At 59.5% G+C, this 23067-nt stretch carries 22 protein-coding genes; 17 read left to right on the forward strand and 5 right to left on the reverse strand.

The genetic code is table 11. From position 1 onward, the window contains the following. Positions 1 to 10 precede the first annotated feature (10 nt). The 5 genes from nuoJ to nuoN all read left to right on the forward strand — a co-directional run bounded on the left by nuoJ (position 11) and on the right by nuoN (position 5772). Entirely contained in the window at positions 11 to 565 is a 555-nt protein-coding gene (nuoJ, locus tag ACOTXD_RS04275) for an NADH-quinone oxidoreductase subunit J (RefSeq protein WP_003861493.1), read from the forward strand. Continuing rightward, positions 562 to 864: an NADH-quinone oxidoreductase subunit NuoK gene (nuoK, locus tag ACOTXD_RS04280; RefSeq protein ID WP_003861496.1), complete on the forward strand. Its 303-nt coding sequence runs from the start codon at positions 562 to 564 to the stop codon at positions 862 to 864. Before nuoJ ends, nuoK begins: the two co-directional genes overlap by 4 nt. Next, on the forward strand, positions 861 to 2702 hold the full coding sequence (gene nuoL / locus ACOTXD_RS04285) for an NADH-quinone oxidoreductase subunit L (protein WP_003861497.1): 1842 nt from the start codon (positions 861 to 863) through the stop codon (positions 2700 to 2702). Before nuoK ends, nuoL begins: the two co-directional genes overlap by 4 nt. A gap of 76 nt (positions 2703 to 2778) precedes the next feature. Beyond that, the gene (nuoM, locus tag ACOTXD_RS04290; protein ID WP_003861498.1) at positions 2779 to 4308 is read left to right on the forward strand and encodes an NADH-quinone oxidoreductase subunit M; all 1530 of its coding nucleotides are present in this window, start codon (positions 2779 to 2781) and stop codon (positions 4306 to 4308) included. A 6-nt stretch (positions 4309 to 4314) separates the two neighbouring features. After that, entirely contained in the window at positions 4315 to 5772 is a 1458-nt protein-coding gene (nuoN, locus tag ACOTXD_RS04295) for an NADH-quinone oxidoreductase subunit NuoN (RefSeq protein ID WP_003861500.1), read from the forward strand. 163 nt (positions 5773 to 5935) lie between these two features. Here nuoN and ACOTXD_RS04300 read toward each other — a convergent pair whose 3' ends face one another. Together ACOTXD_RS04300 and rbn are read right to left on the reverse strand one after the other, a co-directional pair. Beyond that, entirely contained in the window at positions 5936 to 6940 is a 1005-nt protein-coding gene (locus tag ACOTXD_RS04300; RefSeq protein WP_003859465.1) for a chemotaxis protein, read from the reverse strand. A gap of 64 nt (positions 6941 to 7004) precedes the next feature. Beyond that, positions 7005 to 7922 carry a ribonuclease BN gene (gene rbn, locus ACOTXD_RS04305; RefSeq protein WP_050871398.1) on the reverse strand — a complete coding sequence of 306 codons (918 nt, stop codon included), beginning with the start codon at positions 7920 to 7922 and terminating at the stop codon, positions 7005 to 7007. A gap of 71 nt (positions 7923 to 7993) precedes the next feature. On the opposite strand from rbn, the gene ACOTXD_RS04310 reads away from it, so the two are divergent. From ACOTXD_RS04310 to menE, 8 genes are all read left to right on the forward strand, one after another. After that, positions 7994 to 8458 (forward strand): GNAT family N-acetyltransferase, encoded by a 465-nt coding sequence (locus ACOTXD_RS04310; RefSeq protein ID WP_023314583.1) that lies wholly within the window; start codon positions 7994 to 7996, stop codon positions 8456 to 8458. Between the two features lie 50 nt (positions 8459 to 8508). Continuing rightward, positions 8509 to 8814: a stress response protein ElaB gene (gene elaB / locus ACOTXD_RS04315; protein WP_017693006.1), complete on the forward strand. Its 306-nt coding sequence runs from the start codon at positions 8509 to 8511 to the stop codon at positions 8812 to 8814. 86 nt (positions 8815 to 8900) lie between these two features. Beyond that, complete coding sequence (gene menF, locus ACOTXD_RS04320) at positions 8901 to 10196, forward strand: isochorismate synthase MenF (RefSeq protein ID WP_003859458.1); 1296 nt, start codon at positions 8901 to 8903, stop codon at positions 10194 to 10196. Positions 10197 to 10284: 88 nt separating this feature from the next. Next, a complete protein-coding gene (menD, locus tag ACOTXD_RS04325) occupies positions 10285 to 11955 on the forward strand; it encodes a 2-succinyl-5-enolpyruvyl-6-hydroxy-3-cyclohexene-1-carboxylic-acid synthase (RefSeq protein ID WP_061856634.1) in 1671 nt (556 codons plus the stop codon). Then, entirely contained in the window at positions 11952 to 12728 is a 777-nt protein-coding gene (gene menH / locus ACOTXD_RS04330) for a 2-succinyl-6-hydroxy-2,4-cyclohexadiene-1-carboxylate synthase (protein ID WP_061856633.1), read from the forward strand. Before menD ends, menH begins: the two co-directional genes overlap by 4 nt. Next, positions 12725 to 13582 (forward strand): 1,4-dihydroxy-2-naphthoyl-CoA synthase, encoded by an 858-nt coding sequence (menB, locus tag ACOTXD_RS04335; RefSeq protein WP_023314580.1) that lies wholly within the window; start codon positions 12725 to 12727, stop codon positions 13580 to 13582. Before menH ends, menB begins: the two co-directional genes overlap by 4 nt. Continuing rightward, positions 13582 to 14547 carry an o-succinylbenzoate synthase gene (gene menC / locus ACOTXD_RS04340; protein ID WP_421766373.1) on the forward strand — a complete coding sequence of 322 codons (966 nt, stop codon included), beginning with the start codon at positions 13582 to 13584 and terminating at the stop codon, positions 14545 to 14547. Before menB ends, menC begins: the two co-directional genes overlap by 1 nt. Beyond that, a complete protein-coding gene (gene menE, locus ACOTXD_RS04345) occupies positions 14544 to 15905 on the forward strand; it encodes an o-succinylbenzoate--CoA ligase (protein WP_421766374.1) in 1362 nt (453 codons plus the stop codon). The genes menC and menE overlap by 4 nt, the downstream gene beginning before the upstream one ends. Here the strand turns inward: menE and ACOTXD_RS04350 are convergent, their stop codons facing one another. Genes ACOTXD_RS04350 through ACOTXD_RS04360 form a run of 3 tightly spaced genes read right to left on the reverse strand, consistent with a single transcriptional unit; the run spans position 15906 to position 18855 of the window. Next, positions 15906 to 17420 (reverse strand): tripartite tricarboxylate transporter permease, encoded by a 1515-nt coding sequence (locus ACOTXD_RS04350; protein ID WP_003859445.1) that lies wholly within the window; start codon positions 17418 to 17420, stop codon positions 15906 to 15908. A gap of 11 nt (positions 17421 to 17431) precedes the next feature. Beyond that, entirely contained in the window at positions 17432 to 17863 is a 432-nt protein-coding gene (locus ACOTXD_RS04355) for a tripartite tricarboxylate transporter TctB family protein (RefSeq protein WP_003859443.1), read from the reverse strand. Between the two features lie 11 nt (positions 17864 to 17874). Continuing rightward, entirely contained in the window at positions 17875 to 18855 is a 981-nt protein-coding gene (locus ACOTXD_RS04360) for a Bug family tripartite tricarboxylate transporter substrate binding protein (protein WP_023314576.1), read from the reverse strand. Between the two features lie 152 nt (positions 18856 to 19007). Here ACOTXD_RS04360 and tctD point away from each other — a divergent pair, with 152 nt between their 5' ends. The 4 genes from tctD (at position 19008) to ACOTXD_RS04380 (ending at position 23044) form a co-directional block, all read left to right on the forward strand. Further along, positions 19008 to 19682, forward strand: a complete 675-nt coding sequence (tctD, locus tag ACOTXD_RS04365) for a transcriptional regulator TctD (protein ID WP_061856631.1) — start codon at positions 19008 to 19010, stop codon at positions 19680 to 19682. After that, positions 19669 to 21078 (forward strand): sensor histidine kinase, encoded by a 1410-nt coding sequence (locus ACOTXD_RS04370; RefSeq protein WP_023314574.1) that lies wholly within the window; start codon positions 19669 to 19671, stop codon positions 21076 to 21078. The genes tctD and ACOTXD_RS04370 overlap by 14 nt, the downstream gene beginning before the upstream one ends. 129 nt (positions 21079 to 21207) lie before the next feature. Next, complete coding sequence (locus tag ACOTXD_RS04375) at positions 21208 to 21750, forward strand: YfaZ family outer membrane protein (protein ID WP_045331086.1); 543 nt, start codon at positions 21208 to 21210, stop codon at positions 21748 to 21750. Positions 21751 to 21844: 94 nt separating this feature from the next. Further along, on the forward strand, positions 21845 to 23044 hold the full coding sequence (locus tag ACOTXD_RS04380) for a nicotinamide mononucleotide deamidase-related protein YfaY (protein WP_032609731.1): 1200 nt from the start codon (positions 21845 to 21847) through the stop codon (positions 23042 to 23044). Positions 23045 to 23067: the final 23 nt, after the last annotated feature.

Raw genomic sequence — 23067 nt, forward strand, 5'->3', positions numbered from 1 at the left:
GGAGAGGGCAATGGAATTCGCTTTTTATATCTGTGGCCTTATCGCCATCCTGGCTACGCTGCGAGTGATCACGCACACCAATCCGGTGCATGCGCTGCTGTATTTAATCATCTCGCTGCTGGCTATTTCCGGGGTGTTCTTTGCGCTGGGCGCGCACTTCGCCGGTGCGCTGGAAATCATCGTCTACGCCGGGGCCATCATGGTGCTGTTCGTGTTCGTGGTGATGATGCTCAACCTGGGCGGCTCTGAAATTGAGCAGGAACGTCAGTGGTTAAAACCGCAGGTGTGGATTGGCCCGGCGATTCTGTCGGCCATCATGCTGGCGGTGATTGTTTACGCCATTCTGGGCGTCAACGACCAGGGTATCGACGGGACGCCAATCAGCGCGAAAGCCGTGGGTATCACCCTGTTTGGTCCGTACGTTCTGGCGGTTGAGCTGGCCTCGATGCTGCTGCTGGCGGGTCTGGTTGTGGCCTTCCACGTTGGCCGCGAAGAGCGTGTCGGCGAGGTGCTGAGCAACCGCACTGACGACCGCGCGAAAAGAAAAACGGAGGAACGCGCATGATCCCCTTAACACATGGACTGATCCTCGCTGCGATTTTATTCGTTCTGGGCTTAACCGGTCTGGTTATCCGCCGCAATCTGCTGTTTATGCTGATCGGTCTGGAAATCATGATCAACGCTTCCGCGCTGGCCTTTGTGGTCGCCGGCAGCTACTGGGGCCAGACCGATGGTCAGGTGATGTACATTCTCGCCATCAGCCTCGCGGCTGCTGAAGCGAGTATTGGCCTGGCGCTGTTGCTACAGCTCCATCGTCGCCGCCAGAACCTGAACATCGATTCAGTAAGTGAGTTGCGTGGATGAACATGCTTGCCTTAACCATTATTTTTCCGCTGATTGGCTTCGTGCTGCTGGCGTTTTCTCGCGGCCGCTGGTCTGAGAATCTGTCTGCCACCGTGGGCATTGGCTCTATCGGCCTGGCTGCGCTGGTCACAGCGTATGCGGGTATCGACTTCTTTAACAATGGACGTCAGGCCTACAGCGTACCGCTGTGGAACTGGATGTCGGTCGGTAACTTCAACATCGGTTTCAACCTGGTGCTGGATGGTCTGTCTCTGACCATGCTCTCCGTGGTCACCGGCGTCGGCTTCCTGATCCACATGTTCGCCTCCTGGTACATGCGCGGTGAAGAGGGATACTCCCGCTTCTTCGCCTACACCAACCTGTTTATCGCCAGCATGGTGGTTCTGGTGCTGGCCGATAACCTGCTGCTGATGTATCTGGGCTGGGAAGGCGTGGGTCTGTGCTCTTACCTGCTGATCGGTTTCTACTACACCGATCCGAAGAATGGCGCAGCGGCCATGAAAGCGTTCGTCGTGACCCGCGTGGGTGACGTCTTCCTCGCTTTCGCGCTGTTCATTCTCTACAACGAACTGGGCACGCTGAACTTCCGCGAAATGGTGGAACTGGCGCCGGCGCACTTCGAAGCAGGCAACAACATGCTGTGGTGGGCAACGCTGATGCTGCTGGGTGGCGCCGTGGGTAAATCCGCGCAGCTGCCGTTGCAGACATGGCTGGCCGACGCGATGGCGGGTCCAACCCCTGTCTCCGCGCTGATCCACGCCGCGACCATGGTTACCGCCGGTGTCTACCTGATTGCGCGTACCCATGGCCTGTTCCTGATGACCCCGGAAATTCTGCATCTGGTGGGTATTGTCGGTGCGGTTACGCTGGTGCTGGCAGGCTTTGCCGCGCTGGTGCAGACCGACATCAAACGCGTTCTCGCGTACTCCACCATGAGCCAGATTGGTTACATGTTCCTGGCGCTGGGCGTTCAGGCGTGGGACGCAGCCATTTTCCACCTGATGACGCACGCGTTCTTTAAAGCGCTGCTGTTCCTCTCATCCGGTTCGGTGATCCTGGCCTGCCACCACGAGCAGAACATCTTCAAAATGGGCGGACTGCGTAAGTCCATCCCGCTGGTCTATGTCTGCTTCCTGGTGGGCGGCGCGGCGCTGGCGGCACTGCCGCTGATTACCGCGGGCTTCTTCAGTAAGGACGAAATCCTTGCGGGCGCCATGGCGAATGGTCATATCAATCTGATGGTTGCGGGTCTGGTCGGTGCGTTCATGACCTCCCTGTACACCTTCCGTATGATTTTCATCGTCTTCCACGGTAAAGAACAAATTCACGCTCACGCAGGGAAGGGGATTACCCACCACCTGCCGCTGATTGTGCTGCTGGTCCTGTCCACCTTCGTTGGCGCGATGATTGTGCCACCGTTGCAGGGTGTACTGCCGGCAACAACCGAGCTTGAGCACGGTCGCGTTCTGACGCTTGAAATCACCTCCGGCGTAGTGGCTATAGCGGGCATCCTGATTGCCGCATGGCTGTGGCTGGGCAAACGCACGCTGGTAACTGCCGTTGCCAACAGCGCGCCGGGCCGTCTGCTGGGCACCTGGTGGTACAACGCGTGGGGCTTCGACTGGCTGTACGACATGATCTTCGTGAAGCCGTTCCTGGGCATTGCGTGGCTGCTGAAGCGCGATCCACTGAACAGCCTGATGAATATCCCGGCGATCCTCTCTCGCTTTGCAGGTAAAGGCCTGCTGTTTAGCGAGAACGGTTATCTGCGCTGGTATGTGGCGTCCATGAGCATCGGTGCGGTTGTCGTGCTGGCGCTGCTGATGGTGTTGCGTTGATCGTAAAGTGAATTTTATTCGAATTCGTTGAAAATCAGGCCCCTGCTGGGGGCCTTAAAAAGGAATGTAAATCGCCATGTTACTACCCTGGCTAATATTAATTCCCTTCATCGGCGGCTTCCTGTGCTGGCAGACCGAACGCTTTGGCGTGAAGATGCCGCGCTGGATCGCGCTGATCACCATGGGATTGACGCTCGCGCTTGGCCTGCAACTGTGGTTGCAGGGTGGCTACTCACTGACCCAGTCTGCGGGCCTTCCGCAGTGGCAGTCTGAGTTTATCCTGCCGTGGATCCCACGTTTCGGTATCACGATCCACCTCGCGATTGACGGTCTGTCGCTGCTGATGGTGGTGCTGACCGGTCTGCTCGGCGTTCTGGCGGTACTTTGCTCCTGGCGAGAAATCGAAAAATACCAGGGCTTCTTCCACCTGAACCTGATGTGGATCCTGGGCGGCGTGATCGGCGTGTTCCTGGCCATCGACATGTTCCTGTTCTTCTTCTTCTGGGAGATGATGCTGGTGCCGATGTACTTCCTGATCGCGCTGTGGGGTCACAAGGCATCCGACGGTAAAACGCGTATCACGGCGGCCACCAAGTTCTTCATCTATACCCAGGCGAGTGGTCTGGTGATGCTGATTGCCATCCTGGCGCTGGTGTTTGTGCATTACAACGCGACCGGTGTCTGGACCTTCAACTACGAAGACCTGCTGAAGACCCCGATGTCCCACGGCGTGGAATACCTGCTGATGCTGGGCTTCTTTATCGCCTTCGCGGTTAAAATGCCGGTGGTTCCGCTGCATGGCTGGCTGCCAGACGCGCACTCTCAGGCGCCAACGGCAGGTTCCGTTGACCTGGCGGGCATCTTGCTGAAAACCGCGGCTTACGGTCTGCTGCGTTTCTCCCTGCCGCTGTTCCCGAACGCCTCCGCAGAGTTCGCGCCGATTGCCATGTGGCTGGGCGTGATCGGTATCTTCTACGGTGCATGGATGGCCTTCACGCAGTACGACATCAAACGTCTGATTGCTTACACCTCCGTTTCCCACATGGGCTTCGTGCTGATTGCCATCTACACCGGCAGCCAGCTGGCGTACCAGGGCGCGGTGATCCAGATGATTGCGCACGGCCTGTCCGCTGCCGGTCTCTTCATCCTGTGTGGTCAGCTGTACGAACGTCTCCATACCCGCGACATGCGTATGATGGGCGGTCTGTGGGGCAAAATGAAATGGCTGCCGGCGCTCTCCATGTTCTTCGCGGTGGCGACTCTGGGTATGCCGGGTACCGGTAACTTCGTCGGCGAGTTTATGATCCTGTTCGGCAGCTTCAACGTGGTACCGACGATCACCGTCATCTCCACCTTTGGTCTGGTGTTTGCCTCCGTGTACTCGCTGGCGATGCTGCACCGCGCTTACTTCGGTAAAGCGAAGAGTGAAATTGCTGCACAAGAATTGCCGGGGATGTCGCTGCGAGAGCTGTTCATCATCCTGCTGCTGGTCGTACTGCTGGTGCTGTTGGGCTTCTATCCGCAGCCGATTCTGGATACCTCGCACTCCGCGATGGGTAACATCCAGCAGTGGTTTGTTAATTCTGCTTCTACTACAAGGCCGTAATTCGCCATGACAATAACTCCACAACAACTGATCGCGCTGCTACCGCTGCTGATCGTCGGATTGACGGTGGTGGTTGTGATGCTCTCCATTGCGTGGCGACGCAATCACTTCCTGAATGCGACCCTGTCCGTTCTGGGTCTGAACGCTGCGTTAGTCTCCCTCTGGTTTGTTGGCCAGGCGGGAGCGATGGACGTCACGCCGCTGATGCGCGTTGACGGCTACGCCATGCTCTACACCGGTCTGGTGCTGCTGGCGAGCCTGGCAACCTGTACCTTTGCGTACCCGTGGCTCGAAGGATACAACGACAACAAAGAAGAGTTTTACCTGCTGGTACTGATTGCTGCACTGGGCGGCATTCTGCTGGCGAACGCGAACCACATGGCCGCGCTGTTCCTTGGTATTGAGTTGATCTCACTGCCGCTGTTCGGCCTGATTGGTTACGCCTTCCGTCAGAAGCGCTCTCTGGAAGCGGCTATCAAGTACACCATTCTGTCTGCTGCCGCGTCGTCGTTCCTGCTGTTCGGTATCGCGCTGCTGTATGCACAGACGGGTAACCTCTCCTTCCTGGCCATCGGTAAGAGCCTCGGCGACGGCATGATGCATGAGCCGCTGCTGCTGGCGGGTCTGGGCATGATGATTGTTGGCCTTGGCTTTAAACTCTCTCTGGTTCCGTTCCACCTGTGGACGCCAGACGTCTACCAGGGTGCGCCTGCACCGGTCTCTACCTTCCTGGCGACGGCGAGTAAAATCGCTATCTTCGGCGTGGTTATGCGTCTGTTCCTGTACGCCCCGGTGGGTGACAGCGAAGCGGTTCGCGTGGTGCTGGGCATTATCGCGTTCGTTTCTATCATCTTCGGTAACCTGATGGCGCTGAGCCAGACCAACATCAAGCGTCTGCTGGGCTACTCCTCTATCTCCCATCTGGGTTACCTGCTGGTGGCGCTGATTGCGCTGCAAAGCGGTGAAATGTCGATGGAAACCGTGGGTGTGTATCTGGCCGGTTACCTGTTCAGCAGCCTCGGCGCGTTCGGCGTGGTGAGCCTGATGTCCAGTCCGTACCGTGGTCCGGATGCAGATTCCCTGTTCTCCTACCGTGGACTGTTCTGGCACCGTCCGATTCTGTCTGCGGTAATGACCGTGATGATGCTCTCTCTGGCGGGTATCCCAATGACGCTGGGCTTTATCGGTAAGTTCTACGTGCTGGCCGTCGGTGTGCAGGCGGGTCTGTGGTGGCTGACGGCGGGTGTCGTTATCGGCTCCGCGATTGGTCTCTACTACTACCTGCGCGTTGCCGTGAGCCTGTACCTGAGCGCGCCTCAGCAGCTCAACCGCGATGCGCCGTCCAACTGGCAGTACAGCGCCGGCGGTATCGTGGTGCTAATCTCCGCGCTGCTGGTGCTGATCTTCGGTATCTATCCGCAGCCGCTGATTGATATCGTGCAGCGAGCGATGCCGCTGATGTAAAAACAAAAAACCCGCCTCGGCGGGTTTTTTATTGTTTTCTCCCTCTCCCCGTGGGAGAGGGCCGGGGTGAGGGCACCAGCCCGCATAGAGTAAAACATGCCCAGGGCGCTACGCTTGCAGGGCATACGGGTCTTGTAGGTCGGGTAAGCGAAGCGTCACCCGACTAAGCTAACTGCTTCCTGCTTATAAGCGGCCCTTCAATCTTCTTCATCGAGCGGTCCAGCACCTCTTCAATCACCGACGATAGCTCATTTAGCTCAAACTTCGCCACATAGCCGTCCGCCTTCACTTTGCGAATATGATCTTCGTTCGCGTTGCCGGAAAGAGACGAGTGGATCACCACCGGAATATCTTTCAGTACCGGGTCGGTTTTGATTTTGCGCGTCAGCGTAAAGCCGTCCATCTCCGGCATTTCGAGGTCGGTCAATACCAGGGCAATCTTATCGGTAACGGGGACGCCCTCAGCCTGAGCCTGCGCGGCCAACTGAGTGATTTTCTCCCACGCGTCTTTGCCGGTGATATGCAGCTGGGCCGGGATCTCCATCGCCTGCAATCCCTTCTCCAACATTGAGCGCGCCACTTTCGAATCTTCTGCAACAATCGCGACAGAGCCAGGCTTGATGTTGAATTTGGTGGTTTCCAGATGGGTGGCGTGCAGATCGTGGTTCGCCGGGGTGATGTCGTACAGGATCTGCTCCACGTCCAGCACCATCGCCAGATCGTTGGTATCCGTCTTCTCGTCCAGGCAGGCAATGCTGGTAATGTAGCGACCGCTGACGGCAGTTTCCGCAGCATGCACCTGCTTCCAGTCCAGACGCATGATGTTTTCCACCGATTCCACAGCAAACGCCTGCACGCTGCGGGCATACTCGGTGATCAGCAGGATGTTCAGCCCGGTGGCTGGCTTGCAGCCGGCGACGGCGGCCAGATCGATCACCGGGATCACCTGGTCGCGAATGTTCACCATCCCCATCAGTGGAGACTTCATTCCCGCCGGTTTGGTGAAGGTCGGCATCGGCACAATTTCGCGCAATTTGAACACGTTGATGCCGAACAGCTCGGATTTATTTTCGTTCAGAGAAGTGCCAAGACGGAACAGCAACAGTTCAAAACGGTTGGACAGGGTCAGGTTCGCCCTGTCATCAATATCTTTCTGGAAATTATCCATTCTACCCTCAAGAGAAATGCTGGCCTTTTAATCGTTATCGGCACGCTGAGGGAAAAATGAAGGACTAAACGCTGACCTGAGCAAAATCTTCCGCCAGCTCGCATGCCGGAAATACTTCCCGACACTCTGCCAGCAGGCTTTCAGCGCCGCGGACGTCATAGCGTGAGCTGACGTGAGTAACAATCAGTTTCCGGACGCCAGCCTCACGCGCCAGCTGCGCCGCCTGACGCGTTGAGCTGTGCCCCCGGCTGTTGGCTTTTTCTTCCATCGCCGCTTCCAGCGTCGCCTCATGCACCATCACATCCACACCCCCGGCAAGCCTGAGCGCCGAAGGGCAGGGGGCGGTATCCCCAAAAATAGCCAGTTTTTTGCCTGGCTGCGGCGGCGCGAGGTAATCCTGACCGTTGATGACGCGCCCGTCTTCCAGCGTGACGGTCTCGCCGTGCTTCAGACGCTGGAACAGCGGGCCAGGTTTCACCCCATCGGCCTGCAACGCGGCGGCGTTCAGCGCACCGGGCTTGTCATGCTCCTCAACGCGATAGCCGTAACATTCCACCGGATGGTTAAGCGGGTAAGCGCGCACCTGATAATCTCCGTCGTCGAACACCAGACCTTCGCCGATCTCCACCACCTCCAGCGGATAATCGGTCCACGAGCCGCTCAGGCGCAGCGTGGTTTCAACAAATTCCTGAATACCCGCAGGGCCATAAATGGTCAGCGGGTTAGCGTTACCGGCCATCGAACGGCTGCACAGCAGGCCCGGCAGGCCAAACAGATGGTCGCCGTGCAGATGGGTGATAAATATTTTATCCACTTTCCCCGGGTGGTATGAAGTATGCAGCATCTGATGCTGCGTACCCTCGCCGCAGTCAAACAGCCACAGCCCACCGCGGGTAGGATGCTTAAGATCCAGCAGAATCGCCGTCACGTTTCGTGAGCGGGTTGGCACCCCGGCGGACGTACCCAGAAAAATCAGTTCCATAACGCAATCAGCCCTTTGCCGAATGGGAAGGGGTTTAGTATAACGTGATGAACCCCAGGAAGGAGAAACACATGATCCAGTGGCAAGATCTACACCACAGCGAACTGACCGTGCAGTCACTCTACGCCCTGCTCAAACTGCGCTGTGAAGTCTTCGTGGTTGAACAAACCTGCCCGTATCAGGATATCGACGGCGATGACCTGGTCGGCGAGAACCGGCACATCCTCGGCTGGCGCGATAACGAGCTGGTGGCGTATGCGAGGATTCTGAAAAGCGAAGAGGAATTTGACCCTGTCGTCATTGGGCGCGTCATTATCAGTGGCCGCGCGCGCGGTGAAAAGCTGGGCTATCAGCTGATGGAAAAAACGCTGGACGCATGCCAGAAACAGTGGCCGGACAAGGCGTTATACCTGGGCGCGCAGGCGCATTTGCAATCATTCTATGGCCATTTTGGTTTTACCCCGGTCACGGACATTTACGACGAAGACGGCATCCCACACATCGGCATGGCACGCGAAGCGAAACAGGCGCAATAGCAATACGTTGTCTATAGTTACCGGACTGGTGTACTAACATGGAGAAAAATATGTCATTTCAATCCTGGGATACCCGAGTCGACGACGACCTGACGCTGCTAAGCGAAACGCTGGAAGAAGTGCTGCGCTCTTCAGGCGATCCTGCCGATCAGAAGTACATTGAGCTCAAAGCCCGCGCCGAGCAGGCGCTGCATGACGTGAAAAACCGCGTCAGTAACGCCTCCGACAATTATTACTACCGCGCCAAACAGGCGGTTTATCGTGCCGACGATTATGTGCATGAAAAACCGTGGCAGGGCATTGGGGTCGGTGCGGCCGTAGGGCTGGTGCTGGGTCTGCTGTTAGCCCGTCGTTAAGCCGGTAAACCACTCCCTACACGTGGGTACTGCTATTTATCGTCAGTACCCCGTATAATATAAGGCTTTAACAGGGAGAGGTTCGCGTGCACTCGATTTTCCTCGCGCTGCAAAGCCTGCGCACTCAGCTTGCGCAAGCATTGCCTGCTATACCCGGTTTACGCCATTTCGATGTCTCTTTCCCGTTAAACGACGCCTTCGATCCGCTGGCCTGGCTGGGTGTGCAGCGATGCTATCCTCAGTTTTACTGGCAACAGCGCAGCGGCGATGAAGAACTTGCCGCGCTCGGAAGCCTCGCCCAGTTTGATTCTCTGGCTTCGGCCTCGCGGTTTTTGCATGCCCATGACGTAGCCAATGACACCCGTATCTGCGGCCTGAACGCCTTCAACCCGGCGCAGGGCAAGCTGTTTTTACCGCGCCTTCTCTGGCGACGGTCTGGCGGGGTCGCCACGCTGCGTCTGCAACTGTGGAGCGAAACGTCGCTGCGGGAAGATGCCCGTGAGGCGCTGAATTTTGTCGATAACCTGCGCGACGCCGCGCCGATCCGCCCGTTGTCCGTGCAGATTGTGCAGGAAACCCATCATCCGGAAAAACCGGACTGGCTGGCGTTGATTCGTCAGGCGACGGATACCCTTGCTCGCGGTGATTTTGAGAAAGTGGTGCTCGCACGTGCTACAGACGTTCAGTGCCAGCAGCCCGTGAACGCCATCGCGCTGATGGCTGCCAGCCGCGCGCTAAACCTCAACTGCTATCATTTTTGTATGGTCTTTGACGCCAGCAATGCCTTCCTCGGCTCGACGCCCGAGCGGCTGTGGCGGCGACGCGGCACGCTGCTGCGCACTGAAGCGCTGGCAGGCACCGTCGCCAGCCATTCTGACGATAAGCAGGCCCAGCGTCTGGGCGACTGGCTGATGAACGACGATAAAAATCAGCGGGAAAATATGCTGGTGGTGGAAGATATCTGCCAGCGTCTTCAGCACCATACCCGGACGCTGGAGATCCTGCCGGCGCAGGTGCTGCGTCTGCGCAAGGTGCAGCATTTACGCCGCTGTATCTGGACCGAACTTAAACAGCCTGACGACGAACAGTGTCTGCATATTTTGCAACCGACGGCGGCGGTGGCCGGGCTGCCGCGACAGGCGGCCCGAGAATTTATTGCGAAAGTCGAGCCGTTTGACCGGGAGTGGTACGCCGGTTCGGCGGGCTATTTATCGCGCGATCAGAGCGAATTCTGTGTGGCATTACGCTCCGCCCGCGTTCACAACGCTGCGCTGCGTCTTTATGCGGGGGCGGGCATCGTCAGCGGCTCCGATCCTGAGCAGGAGTGGCAGGAGATCGAAAACAAGGCCGCCGGGCTGCGTTCCCTTCTCCTAAGGGATTAATACTGATTCGTGCAATCCCGATTCATATCAAAATTCTGACTTTTTCTATTATTTATACTGTGTCGCATTCTTGATACTGGACAATCTCATGTCAGTAAGTTCTTTTAACCGACGCTGGGCGGCGGTGATCCTTGAAGCCCTGACCCGTCATGGTGTCAGGCATGTGTGTATTGCCCCGGGCTCTCGCTCCACGCCGCTCACCCTTGCTGCCGCGGAAAACCGGGCTTTTATTCACCACACCCATTTTGATGAGCGTGGTCTGGGCCATCTGGCGCTCGGGCTGGCGAAAGTCAGTAAAGCGCCCGTGGCGGTGATCGTCACCTCCGGCACGGCGGTGGCGAACCTCTATCCGGCGCTGATTGAAGCGGGATTAACCGGTGAAAAGCTGATTTTACTCACCGCCGACCGTCCCCCGGAACTTATCGACTGCGGCGCTAACCAGGCTATTCGTCAGCCTGGCATTTTTGCCTCGCATCCTTCACAGACGGTCTCGTTGCCGCGCCCCACCCAGGACATTCCCGCCAGCTGGCTGGTCTCAACCCTCGACCACGCCATGAACGCACTGCGCAGCGGCGGGCTACACATTAACTGCCCGTTTGCCGAGCCGCTGTACGGTGAAATGAACGATACTGGCCTCGTCTGGCAACAGCAGCTGGGAGACTGGTGGGAGAGCGAAAAAACCTGGCTGCGCGAGCAGACGCATCTGGAAAGCGCTAAACAGCGCGACTGGTTCTTCTGGCGTCAGAAGCGCGGCGTGGTGATAGCCGGGCGGATGAGTGCGGCGGAAGGTAAGCTTGCGGCGGAGTGGGCACAAACGCTTGGCTGGCCGCTGATTGGTGACGTGCTTTCCCAGACGGGCCAGCCGCTGCCCTGCGCCGACCTCTGGCTGGGGAACGCGAAAGCGGTCACCGAGCTGGCGCAGGCGCAGATTGTCGTCCAGCTGGGATCGAGCCTGACGGGGAAGCGTCTGCTCCAGTGGCAGGCCACCTGTACGCCTGAAGAGTACTGGCTGGTGGACCCGCTCGAAGGACGCCTTGACCCGGCGCACCATCGTGGCCGCCGCCTGGTGAGCGATATTAACAGCTGGCTGGAATTGCATCCGGCGGAAAAACGCAAACCCTGGGCGGTGGAGATCCCGGCGCTGTCACGTCAGGCGTGGGAACTCACCAAAGCGCAGTGCGAGGCGTTCAGTGAAGCCGGGCTGGCGCACCATATCCGCAAATATCTTCCCGAGCAGGGACAACTTTTTGTCGGTAACAGCCTGGTGGTGCGCCTGATTGACGCCTTTTCGCAGCTGCCGGCGGGTTATCCGGTGTACAGCAACCGGGGCGCGAGCGGCATTGACGGCCTGATCTCCACCGCCGCTGGCGTACAGAGGGCCAGCGCGAAATCCACGCTGGCGATTGTGGGGGATCTCTCAGCCCTCTACGATCTCAACGCGCTGGCGCTCCTGCGTCAGGCGTCGGCCCCGTTCGTGCTGATTGTTGTGAACAATAACGGCGGGCAGATTTTCTCGTTGCTGCCGACGCCGCAAAGCGAACGTGAGCGCTTCTATCTGATGCCGCAAAACGTGCAGTTCGAACACGCCGCCGCCATGTTCAGCCTTAAATACCATCGCCCGGAAAGCTGGGACGATCTGGAAACGGCGCTGAGCACCGCCTGGCGGCAGCCTGGCGCGACGCTCATTGAGCTGGTGGTAAACGATGCTGACGGCGCGCAGAAGCTGCAACATCTGCTGGCGCAGGTGAGTCACCTGTGATCCTCGCAGGCGTCACCCAGCCAGGAAATCCAGGCTACCCCTGGCTGGTTTTCCTGCATGGTTTTTCCGGCGACTGTCGCGAGTGGCAGGCTGTCGGGGCGTCGCTGCATGACTACCCCCGGCTCTACCTTGACCTGCCCGGGCACGGTGGTTCAGCGGATACTGACGTGACGGGGTTTGCAGAGGTGAGCGATTTGCTCACGCATACCCTTTTTAGTTACAACATACTAAAGTGCTGGCTGATAGGGTACTCCCTCGGCGGCCGCATTGCGATGTTCCATGCCTGCCAGCATCCAGCGGGGTTAGACGGGGTTATTGTGGAAGGTGGACACCCGGGCCTGCAAGACCCCGATGCGCGCCAGGCGCGGCTGACCTCTGACCGCCGCTGGGCATCACGTTTACGCAGTGAGCCGCTGGAGGCCGTCTTTGCCGACTGGTATCAACAGCCGGTCTTTGCCTCCCTTACTGATGAACAGCGCAAGGCGCTGATCGCGCTGCGCAGCCGGAACAACGGCCCGAGGCTGGCAGAGATGCTGGAAGCCACCTCGCTTGCCGTTCAGCCTGATTTACGTCCCGCGCTCACCGCGCGTGATTTTTCTTTTGACTATCTCTATGGCGAACGTGACGGGAAGTTTGCAGCTATCGCCGCTGAACTTAACGCCACGCGTCATGCTATCCCTCACGCCGGACACAACGCCCACCGGGACAACCCGGAAGCGGTTGCCGCGAGTCTGGCTCAGATACTGCGTTATCGAACAAAGGACACGCTATGATCTATCCTGATGAACACATGCTTTACGCGCCGGTTGAATGGCAGGACTGCTCCGAAGGCTATACCGACATTCGTTACCACAAATCCGCCGATGGTATCGCCAAAATCACCATCAACCGTCCACAGGTGCGCAACGCGTTTCGTCCGTTGACCGTAAAAGAGATGATCCAGGCGCTGGCGGATGCCCGCTATGACGACACTGTCGGCGTCATCATCCTCACCGGGGAAGGGGAGAAAGCCTTCTGCTCCGGCGGCGATCAGAAAGTCCGCGGTGACTACGGCGGATACCAGGATGATGCGGGCACGCACCACCTGAACGTGCTGGATTTCCAGCGCCAGATCCGCACCTGTCCAAAACCGGTGGTCGCGATGGTGGCAGGGTATTCCATCGGCGGCGGTCACGTGCTGCACATGATGTGTGACCTGACGATCGCGGCGGAAAATGCCATTTTCGGTCAGACTGGCCCGAAAGTCGGCTCTTTCGACGGCGGCTGGGGCGCGTCCTATATGGCGCGCATTGTCGGCCAGAAAAAAGCCCGCGAAATCTGGTTCCTGTGCCGTCAGTACAATGCGCAGGAAGCGCTGGATATGGGGCTGGTTAACACCGTGGTGCCGATCGCCGATCTGGAAAAAGAGACCGTGCGCTGGTGTCGCGAAATGCTGCAAAACAGCCCAATGGCGCTGCGCTGCCTGAAAGCGGCCCTCAACGCCGACTGTGACGGTCAGGCGGGCCTTCAGGAGCTGGCAGGTAACGCCACCATGCTGTTCTATATGACCGAAGAGGGTCAGGAAGGGCGCAACGCGTTCAACGAAAAACGCCAGCCGGACTTCAGCAAATACAAACGGAACCCGTAATGCGTCGAGCGCAGGTTTACCGCTGGCAGATACCGATGGACGCGGGCGTGGTGCTGCGTGAACGGCGGTTAAAAACCCGTGACGGCTTTTTCATGCATCTCCGGCAGGGCGAGCGGGAAGGGTGGGGCGAAATCGCCCCGCTTCCGGGCTTTAGCCTGGAAACGCTCGACGAGGCGCAGGCCGCGCTGATGGCCTGGACGCACCCCTGGCGCGAGGGAGAAGATCCGGCGCTGCCGGACGTTCCTTCCGTCGCGTTCGGCATCAGCTGCGCGCTGGCAGAGCTGGACGGCAGTTTGCCGGAGGCGGCGAACTATCGCGCCGCGCCGCTCTGTACTGGCGATCCGGATGAACTTTTCGCGCTCCTTTCCGCGATGCCTGGCGAGAAGGTGGCGAAAATAAAGGTCGGCCTGTACGAAGCGGTGCGCGACGGGATGGTGGTTAATCTGTTACTGGAAGCCATTCCCGATCTGCACCTGCGCCTGGACGCCAACCGCGCCTGGACACCGCTCAGGGCGCAGCAGTTTGCGAAGTACGTCAACCCGGCGTACCGCAGCCGCATCGCGTTTCTCGAAGAGCCGTGCAAAACGCGCGACGACTCTCGCGCCTTCGCCCGGGAAACCGGCATCGCCATCGCCTGGGATGAGAGCCTGCGCGAAGCCGATTTCGCGTTTGCCGCCGAGCCGGGCGTCAGGGCCGTGGTGATTAAGCCAACGCTGACCGGCAGCCTCGACAAGGTGCGCGAGCAGGTTGCGGCGGCCCATGCCGCAGGGCTGACGGCGGTGATCAGTTCATCCATCGAATCCAGCCTCGGCCTGACGCAGCTGGCGCGCATCGCTGCATGGTTAACGCCGGACACCGTTCCCGGTCTCGATACGCTAAACCTGATGCAGGCCCAGCTGATTCGCCAGTGGCCTGGCAGCACCTTGCCGTGCCTCGACGTCGGGGCGCTGGAGCCATTGCGATGAGTTTTACCGACTGGCCGTGGCGGCACTGGCGCACCCGGCGTGCCGATAAACCCGCGCTGCGTTTAGACGATGTAACGCTCAGTTGGACTCAGCTGGGCAAGCGTATCGATCGTCTGGCAGCCGGTTTTCAGTCTCAGGGCGTTGCTGACGGTGACGGCGTCATGCTGCTCGCCCACAACCACCCGCAGACCCTGCTGGCCTGGCTGGCTCTGCTTCAGTGCGGCGCCCGCATTTTGCCGGTGAACCCTCAGCTTCCCCGTCCGCTGCTGGACGTCCTCCTGCCGCAGATGACCCTGCGTTTTGCGCTGGTGCTTAACGGTGAGTATGACGGTCTGCCCGCGCTGGCATTAAGAGAGGGCGAGGGGCAGGGGGGCGTGACGTGGCGGGCAGAACGACTGGCCTCAATGACGCTCACCTCCGGCTCCACCGGTTTGCCAAAAGCGGCGGTGCACACCTGTGCCGCCCACCTTGCCAGCGCAAAAGGGGTGCTGGCGCTGATGCCTTACGGCGAAAGCGACGACTGGCTGCTCTCTCTGCCGCTGTTTCACGTCTCCGGTCAGGGGATTTTGTGGCGCTGGTTACAGGGCGGAGGCCGTCTCACCGTACGCGAAAAACAGCCGCTTGAGCAGGCGCTACAGGGCTGTACCCACGCCTCGCTGGTGCCAACGCAGCTGTGGCGGCTGCTTAATTCACACCATCCCGTCGCGCTGAAAGCCGTGCTGCTCGGCGGGGCGGAAATCCCCGTTGCGCTGACCGAACAGGCGCGCGAGCAGAGGATCCGTACATTCTGCGGCTACGGTCTGACCGAGTTCGCCTCCACCGTCTGCGCCAAAGAGGCCGACGGCGCGCCGGACGTGGGCAGCGCGCTGCCGGGCAGAGACGTTCAGGTGGTAAACGGTGAAGTCTGGATCCGGGCGGAAAGCATGGCGGCGGGCTACTGGCGAGACGGCGCATTATTGCCGCTGGTCAATGCGCAGGGCTGGTTCGCCACCCGCGATCGCGGCGAGTGGCATGACGGACGCCTGACCATTCTGGGCCGAATGGACAATCTCTTTTTCAGCGGCGGAGAAGGGATCCAGCCGGAAGCGCTGGAGCGCGTTATCGCCACGCATCCGCAGGTAAGCCAGGCGTTTGTCGTTCCGCTGGATGATGCTGAGTACGGGCAACGTCCGGTGGCGGTAGTGGAATGCGAGCCGGGCACGGATATCACGCTGCTGCCGGAGTGGGTTCAGCGCAGGCTGGCGCGCTTTGAGCAGCCGGTACACTGGCTAGCGCTGCCGTCAGAACTGAAAAATGGCGGGATTAAAATCTCCCGCCAGGCGTTAAAGCAGTGGGTCAATGCCCTGTTGAGGGGCTAATCAGCCGATATCCGGCTGCGGTTTGTGCTGGCGTCGGCGGATCCAGCGCAGCACCGGCGGCACGACAATCACCATAATCGCCATTGCCAGCAGGATCTTCGTTACGCTGCTCTCCCACAGGATCCCCATGTTGCCGTTGCTGATGGAGAGGGCGCGGCGCAGGTTCTGCTCCAGCATTTCCCCCAGCACAAACCCTAAAATCAGCGGCGACATCGGGAAGTGCATCTTGCGCAGAATGTAGCCCAGCACGCCGAGCAGCACCATCAACACCAGGTCGAAGGTGGTGCTGTGCACCGCGTACACCCCAACCGCAGAGACGGCGGCGATGGCCGGGACCAGGAACCACAGGGGAATGGTCAGCATGCGGGTGAACAGGCCGATCAGCGGGATGTTCATTACCAGCAACATCACGTTGGCGATCAGCAGGGCGGCAATTAAACCCCAGACGATATCGGGCTGCTCGGTAAACATCGCCGGACCCGGGGTGATGTTATAGAGCGTCAGCGCGCCCATCATTACCGCCGTGGTGCCGGAGCCCGGCACGCCGAGGGTCAGCATCGGGATAAACGAGCCGCAGGCCGAGGCGTTATTCGCCGCCTCCGGCGCCGCCACGCCGCGGATATCGCCTTTGCCGAAGCTGTCGCTGTTACCGCTCAGCTTTTTCTCGGTCATGTAGGTGATGGCGCTGGCGATAGTAGCCCCCGCGCCGGGCAGAATGCCGACGAAGAAACCGATCACCGACGAACGCAGGGTGGCACCCACACACTGCGCCCCCTCTTTGGCATTAAAGAGCATACGTCCGGTTTTACGCACCAGCGTCTGCCCGCTGCTGGTATGTTCCAGCATCAGTAAGATTTCTGAGACAGAGAACAGACCAATCACCACGACGATAAACTGCACGCCGTCGGAGAGATGAACGCTGTCGAAGGTAAAACGATAAACCCCGGTGTTGGCATCCACGCCGACGGTGGCCAGACTGAGGCCAATCAACGCAGACAAAAACGACTTCAGCGGATTCTGCGCCATCATGCTGCCGAGACAGGCGATGGCGAACACCATCAGGGCAAAATACTCGGCCGGACCAAACGCCAGCGACCACTGGGCCAGCGCCGGGGCGAAGAGGATGATGCCGCCAATGGCGATCAGGGAGCCAAAGAACGAGCTGACGGCGGAAATAGAGAGCGCCACGCCGCCGCGTCCCTGCTGCGCCATTGGATAGCCATCCAGCGCGGTCATAATGGCGGCGGCATCGCCGGGCACGTTAAGCAGAATCGAGGAAATACGCCCCCCGTATTCGCAGCCGATATAAACCGTCGCCAGCAGGATCAGCGCCGATTCCGCAGGCAGGTGCAGCGCAAAGGCCAGCGGCAGTAAAATCGCCACGCCGTTGATAGGTCCAAGGCCCGGCAGCAGGCCGACGATGGTCCCGACGAAACAGCCGATCAGGGCGATCACCAGGTTTTCCGGGGTCATCGCTACCGCGAACCCCTGAGAGAGATAGATCCAGGTATCCATAGCGTGCTCCGTTAGTTAAACCATGCGCCAAGCGGCAGGGTCACGTCCAGCAGGCGGTCGAAGGCGTACCAGAGTAAAATGCCCAGTACGACCCCGGAGATCCCCGCCGCAGGCAGCGAGGCGTTAAATAGTATGCCAATCACCATCGTCAGCAGGGCGGTGGCAATCGGGAAGCCGAGCCATTCAAAGCCCCACGCGTACATCAGCAGGACAATCACCATTACCAGCAGACGTTGCAGCGTTCGGCGTGGCGGCCACTCCACGGTATCCGGATGGCGCAGCAGCAGCGCTACCGAGCAGAGCAGCATCAGGCCGACAATGCCGACGGGAAAGGGGCGTGGCCCCACGGGTTCATAGCTGTATTCGCTGTGGATCTGCCAGGCGACGAACATGCCGCCAATGCAGAGCAGCAGCCATATCCCGGCAAAAATGCGATCGCTCATAGCGCCTCCGGTTATTTCGCCAGACCAAAGGCTTTCGCCTGTACGCGGTAGTCATTCACCTGTTTTTTGACATACTCGTCCAGCTGCTTGCCGTTCAGGTTGAACTCAAACAGCCCGCGCAGATCGCGCTGTTTTTTGAACTCCTCGGTTTGCTGAAGTTTTGCGAAGGTATCCACCCACCACTGGTATTCGGCGTCGGTCACTTTTGGCCCGACGAAGAAGCCGCGGATGATCGGCCAGACCAGGTTATAACCCTGCTCTTTGGCGGTTGGGACGTCTGCCAGCTGGCCCGGCAGACGGTTTTCTGAGAAGACCGCCAGCACGCGGATCTTATCCCCGCTCAGGTAGGGCACCATTTCGCTGAGATCGCCCGATACCGCCTGGACGTGATTGCCCATCAGCGCCGTCACCGGCTCGCCGCCGCCTTCAAAGGCCACGTAACGCATCTTGTGCGGATCCACTTTGGCCTGCTGCGCCAGCAGCGCGGCTTTCATCCAGTCCTGGCTGCCAATAGAGGCGCCCGCGCCAATGACCACGCTGTTCGGATCTTTTTCCATGGCGGTAAGCAGATCTTTGAGGGATTTCCACGGAGAGTCCGCGCGCACGGCGATCATGCCGTAATCGGTGCCTACGGTGGCGAGCCAGCGCACGTCATTCACGTCATAACGACCAAATTTCCCCTGTGACAGGTTCAGCAGCGAACCGCCGGAGAACGCCACCACGGTGCCCGCTTCGGCAGGGCGCTGGGCGACGATGGCGTTATAGGCTACCGCGCCCACGCCGCCGGGCATGTAGGTAACGCGCATCGGTTTCTCAATGGCCTTCGTCTCCAGCAGGCTGACCTGAATCAGCTTACAGGTCAGGTCGAAGCCGCCGCCGGGTTTGGCCGGGGCGATACATTCGGTACGGGATGGCGCGTCCTGCGCCTGGACGACAGAGGCACTCAACAGCAATACGCTTGCAGCAAGGGTAGAAAGTAATTGTTTTTTCATCGTTTATCCTCACGCCGGAGAACCGGGAGTACGGGTACGGGTGTCTTTTTTCTGATTATGTGAACCACCTTGTAGCGGTTCCGTTGCGTGATTGTTAAAACAATAACCTTTCATTTCCCTTTCACTGCGACACCAACTTTACAGGATGTGATATGCGTCTCTTACTCGCGGAAGATAATCGTGAGCTGGCTCACTGGCTGGAAAAAGCGCTGGTACAAAACGGATTTGCCGTGGATTGCGTCAACGATGGACGGGCGGCCGATCATCTTTTGCAGGGAGAAAACTATGCCGTCGCGATCCTTGATATCGGCATGCCCGGTTTCGACGGGCTGGAGGTGGTGCATCGGCTGAGAAAGCGCGGGCAGACGTTGCCCGTGCTGTTTCTTACCGCCCGCAGCAACGTGGCAGACAGGGTTAAGGGGCTGAATGCCGGGGCGGATGACTACCTGCCGAAACCGTTCGAGCTGGAGGAGCTTGATGCCCGCCTGCGTGCGCTGCTGCGCCGCAGTGAAGGGCGAACCCAGGAGCGCCAGCGGCTGGGAGAGCTGGAGTACGATGATGAAGGCTTTTTTCTGCTGCGCGATGAACCCCTTTCCCTCACGCCGCGCGAACTCTCTTTGCTGAAGGTGCTGATGCACCGCCGGACCCGTCCCGTCTCCCGGCAACAGCTTTTCGACCAGGTGTTCAGCCTGAACGACGACGTCAGCCCCGAGAGCATCGATCTCTATATTCACCGCCTGCGTAAGAAGCTGACCGGCAACGGCGTGCGGATCACCACCCTCCGGGGGCTGGGCTACGTGCTGGAGTGCGGCGATGAAGTGGGTTAAGCCGCAGTCGCTTTACCTGCAACTTTTGCTTTTTCTGGGTTTGCCGCTGCTGCTGTTATGGGGGCTGTCAGCCTTTAACAGCTACGTTAGCGCGCTACAGGCGGCGACGCAGGCCTATGACCGCACGCTGTTATCCTCGGCGCGCACGGTGTCAGAGCGGCTGGTGGTGCACAACGGCAAGCTCCAGGTGAACGTGCCGTGGGTCGTGCTCGACAGCTTCGAGCTGAACATGAACGATCGCCTCTACTACAAGGTCGTGGACCCTGACGGGCGGACGATCTCCGGCTATGACGATCTGCCGAATATGCCCCCCTCCACGTCGCGGACCTCCCACTATCCGGCGCTGGCGTGGTTTTATCATACCGAGTATCGCGGGCAGGCGATCCGCGTGGCGAAGCTGCTCCAGCCGGTTAACGAGGAGAGTGTGTTCGGCATGGCGGAAATCTACGTCGCCGAAACGTTGCAGTCGCGGCGCTATCTGGCCACTCAGCTGCTGTTTTCCTCGCTCGTGTCGCAGGGGCTGCTGGTGCTGCTGACGCTGGTCCTGACCGCGTGGCTGCTGCGTCGCGTGCTGCGCCCGATGCGGCAGCTCTCTTCGCTGATGGTGCGCCGTGAGCCCGGGCTACTGGCCCCGCTGCCGGAGCTGCTGCCCTGGTCGGAAACGCGGCTGCTGATTGTGGCATTTAACCGCTATATCGACAGGTTACGCGGCGTGCTTTCGCGACAGGCGCGCTTTAATGCTGACGCCTCACACCAGCTCAAAACGCCGCTGGCGGTGCTGAAAACCCAGGTATCGGTTGCCCTGACGCGTAACGATCCGGCCCTGTGGCAGGAGAGCTTACGGGCGATGAACGTCACGCTGGATAACACCATCGTGCTGACGGAAAGGCTGTTGCAGCTTTCAGCGGTGAAGCGAAAAGAGCAGGGGGAGCGACAGTTTGCCCCTGTCGATCTGGTGCAGGTGGTGCAAAACTGCTGCTTTTCCCGGCTGGCGCAGGCGCGCAGCAAGGGTATCGATCTCGGTTATGACGGCGTACAGCAGCCGGTAATGATTGAGGGTGATGACGTGCTGCTGGGTGAACTCTGCGCCAACCTGCTGGAGAACGCGATCAAATACACGCCGGAGCAGGGCATCGTGACGGTGTACCTGCGCACGGCTAACGATGCCGTTGAGCTGAGCGTGGAGGACAGCGGACCGGGTATTGCTGAAGACCAAATCTCCCAGGCCATGCTGCCGTTTCATCGTCTGGAAAACGTGGGTGATGCCGCCGGGTCCGGCATTGGCCTGGCGCTGGCTAACGATATTGCCCGCCTGCACCGCAGCCATCTTCAGCTGATGCCCAGTGAAAATCTGGGTGGGCTGAGCGTGAAAATGCGCTTTCTGATGCTGATATAAATGCCGTTATTATCAAATCGTTACAAACTAATTGCCTGCCGCACGCGGAGTCCATTGATCACACAGGCAGGCAGGTTAAAATCTCGCGGTTTTTGGACATCTCTGAATAAATTGTGCGGGATCACGACAATGAAAAAAGTGGCATTAATGGGCTTAAGCGGCCTGATGTTTGTTTCAGCAGCGGCAAACGCAATTTCCTTCAACGGCTCGGCGGGACAAGATTATACCCATCTGGGCTTCGGTCTTGGCACGGACAGCGCAGGCCTGGCAATGACCGGCGGCTGGACGCATAACGACGACGACGGCGATGCGGCAAGCCTGGGCCTCGGCTTCAACGTGCCGTTGGGTCCCTTCCTGGCGACCGTCGGCGGTAAAGGCATTTACACCAACCCGAACGACGGCGACGAAGGCTACGCGGCGGCAGTGGGCGGCGGCTTGCAGTGGAAAATTGGCGACAGCTTTGGCCTGTTCGGTGAGTACTACTACTCTCCTGATTCCCTCTCCAGCGGCATCGACAGCTATCAGGAAGCTAACGCCGGCGCGCGCTGGACCATCGTGCGTCCAATCACCATCGAAGCGGGTTATCGCTATCTGAACCTGGCCGGTAAAGACGGCAACCGCGACAACGCCCTGGCAGACGGCCCGTACGTTGGCGTTAGCGCCGGTTTCTAATCCTCTCGGCGCGGCGTTCAGTCGCGCCAGTTTCTCTCTTCCCCCAGTCTTTGATTGCGCTATAGTGTTTTGACCATTGAAATGGGAGAACACAATGATAAACGTGGAAATGTTATCCACTGGCGACGAAGTGCTTCATGGGCAAATCATTGATACCAATGCCGCCTGGCTCGCCGATCTCTTCTTTGAGCAAGGATTACCGTTAACGCGCCGCAACACCGTAGGTGACAACCTTGAGTCGCTGGTCAACGTTCTGCGCGAGCGCAGCGAACGCTGCGACGTGCTGATTGTGAACGGCGGGCTGGGACCCACCAGCGACGATCTCAGCGCGCTGGCCGCCGCCACGGCCAAAGGCGAAGGCCTGGTCCTGCACGAGGCGTGGCTGGCGCAGATGGAGCGCTTTTTCTCCGGGCGTGGCCGCGTGATGGCCCCCAGCAACCGCAAGCAGGCTGAAATTCCCGCCAGCGCGGAACTGATTGATAACCCGGTCGGCACCGCCTGCGGGTTTGCCGTTCAGTTGAACCGCTGCCTGATGTTCTTCACTCCGGGTGTGCCGTCGGAATTTAAAGTGATGGTCGAGCAGCAGATCCTGCCGCGCCTGCGCGCGCGCTTTACGCTGCCTGAACCGCCGCTGTGCCTGCGTCTGACCACCTTTGGTCGCTCGGAAAGCGATCTGGCTCAGAGCCTCGATCACCTGCAACTGCCTCCCGGCGTGTCGATGGGCTATCGCTCCTCCATGCCGATTATTGAACTGAAGCTGACCGGACCGGCGTCAGAGAAAGCCGCTATGCTGGCACTGTGGCCGGAAGTGCGGCGCGTCGCCGGGGAAAGCCTGATTTTCGAAGGAACGGAAGGGCTGCCGGCGCAGATCGCAGCGCATTTGCAGTCCCGCCAGCTGAGCGTGACGTTAAGCGAGCAGTTTACCGGTGGGCTTCTGGCGCTTCAGCTTACCCGGGCGGGTGCGCCGCTGCTGGCCAGTGAAGTGGTGCCGTTCCAGCAGGAGACGCTGGCGCAGACGGCGCGCTGGGCATCCGAGCGCAGAGTGAAGCATTTCGCCGGACTGGCGCTGTTTGTGGGCGGGCTGGATGAGGAGCACCTCAACTTTGCCCTGGCAACGCCGGAAGGAACGCACGCCCTGCGCGTCAGGATGAGCATTACCCGCCACAGCCTGGCCGTACGTCAGGAGGTGTGCGCGATGATGGCGCTGAACATGCTGCGCCGCTGGCTGAACGGGAAAGAGGTCGCCAGTGAGCACGGCTGGATCAACGTCGTGGAATCGCTGTTCGTAGAGTGAGAGTGTGCCGGGGCAGTGTCCCC

Source organism: Enterobacter cloacae complex sp. CDL013, assembly GCF_049238805.1.
Lineage (GTDB): Bacteria > Pseudomonadota > Gammaproteobacteria > Enterobacterales > Enterobacteriaceae > Enterobacter > Enterobacter hormaechei_C.

What these genes read in the sequence shown, in the direction of transcription:
- ACOTXD_RS04380 (WP_032609731.1), top strand. Translation starts at nt 21,845, where the DNA reads ATGATAAACGTGGAAATGTTATCCACTGGCGACGAAGTGCTTCATGGG.
- ACOTXD_RS04370 (WP_023314574.1), top strand. Translation starts at nt 19,669, where the DNA reads ATGAAGTGGGTTAAGCCGCAGTCGCTTTACCTGCAACTTTTGCTTTTT.
- rbn (WP_050871398.1), bottom strand. Translation starts at nt 7,922, where the DNA reads ATGGAACTGATTTTTCTGGGTACGTCCGCCGGGGTGCCAACCCGCTCA.
- nuoM (WP_003861498.1), top strand. Translation starts at nt 2,779, where the DNA reads ATGTTACTACCCTGGCTAATATTAATTCCCTTCATCGGCGGCTTCCTG.
- ACOTXD_RS04350 (WP_003859445.1), bottom strand. Translation starts at nt 17,420, where the DNA reads ATGGATACCTGGATCTATCTCTCTCAGGGGTTCGCGGTAGCGATGACC.
- nuoN (WP_003861500.1), top strand. Translation starts at nt 4,315, where the DNA reads ATGACAATAACTCCACAACAACTGATCGCGCTGCTACCGCTGCTGATC.
- menC (WP_421766373.1), top strand. Translation starts at nt 13,582, where the DNA reads ATGCGTCGAGCGCAGGTTTACCGCTGGCAGATACCGATGGACGCGGGC.
- ACOTXD_RS04310 (WP_023314583.1), top strand. Translation starts at nt 7,994, where the DNA reads ATGATCCAGTGGCAAGATCTACACCACAGCGAACTGACCGTGCAGTCA.
- ACOTXD_RS04300 (WP_003859465.1), bottom strand. Translation starts at nt 6,940, where the DNA reads ATGGATAATTTCCAGAAAGATATTGATGACAGGGCGAACCTGACCCTG.
- nuoK (WP_003861496.1), top strand. Translation starts at nt 562, where the DNA reads ATGATCCCCTTAACACATGGACTGATCCTCGCTGCGATTTTATTCGTT.
- tctD (WP_061856631.1), top strand. Translation starts at nt 19,008, where the DNA reads ATGCGTCTCTTACTCGCGGAAGATAATCGTGAGCTGGCTCACTGGCTG.
- ACOTXD_RS04375 (WP_045331086.1), top strand. Translation starts at nt 21,208, where the DNA reads ATGAAAAAAGTGGCATTAATGGGCTTAAGCGGCCTGATGTTTGTTTCA.
- elaB (WP_017693006.1), top strand. Translation starts at nt 8,509, where the DNA reads ATGTCATTTCAATCCTGGGATACCCGAGTCGACGACGACCTGACGCTG.
- menE (WP_421766374.1), top strand. Translation starts at nt 14,544, where the DNA reads ATGAGTTTTACCGACTGGCCGTGGCGGCACTGGCGCACCCGGCGTGCC.
- ACOTXD_RS04360 (WP_023314576.1), bottom strand. Translation starts at nt 18,855, where the DNA reads ATGAAAAAACAATTACTTTCTACCCTTGCTGCAAGCGTATTGCTGTTG.
- nuoJ (WP_003861493.1), top strand. Translation starts at nt 11, where the DNA reads ATGGAATTCGCTTTTTATATCTGTGGCCTTATCGCCATCCTGGCTACG.
- nuoL (WP_003861497.1), top strand. Translation starts at nt 861, where the DNA reads ATGAACATGCTTGCCTTAACCATTATTTTTCCGCTGATTGGCTTCGTG.
- menB (WP_023314580.1), top strand. Translation starts at nt 12,725, where the DNA reads ATGATCTATCCTGATGAACACATGCTTTACGCGCCGGTTGAATGGCAG.
- ACOTXD_RS04355 (WP_003859443.1), bottom strand. Translation starts at nt 17,863, where the DNA reads ATGAGCGATCGCATTTTTGCCGGGATATGGCTGCTGCTCTGCATTGGC.
- menD (WP_061856634.1), top strand. Translation starts at nt 10,285, where the DNA reads ATGTCAGTAAGTTCTTTTAACCGACGCTGGGCGGCGGTGATCCTTGAA.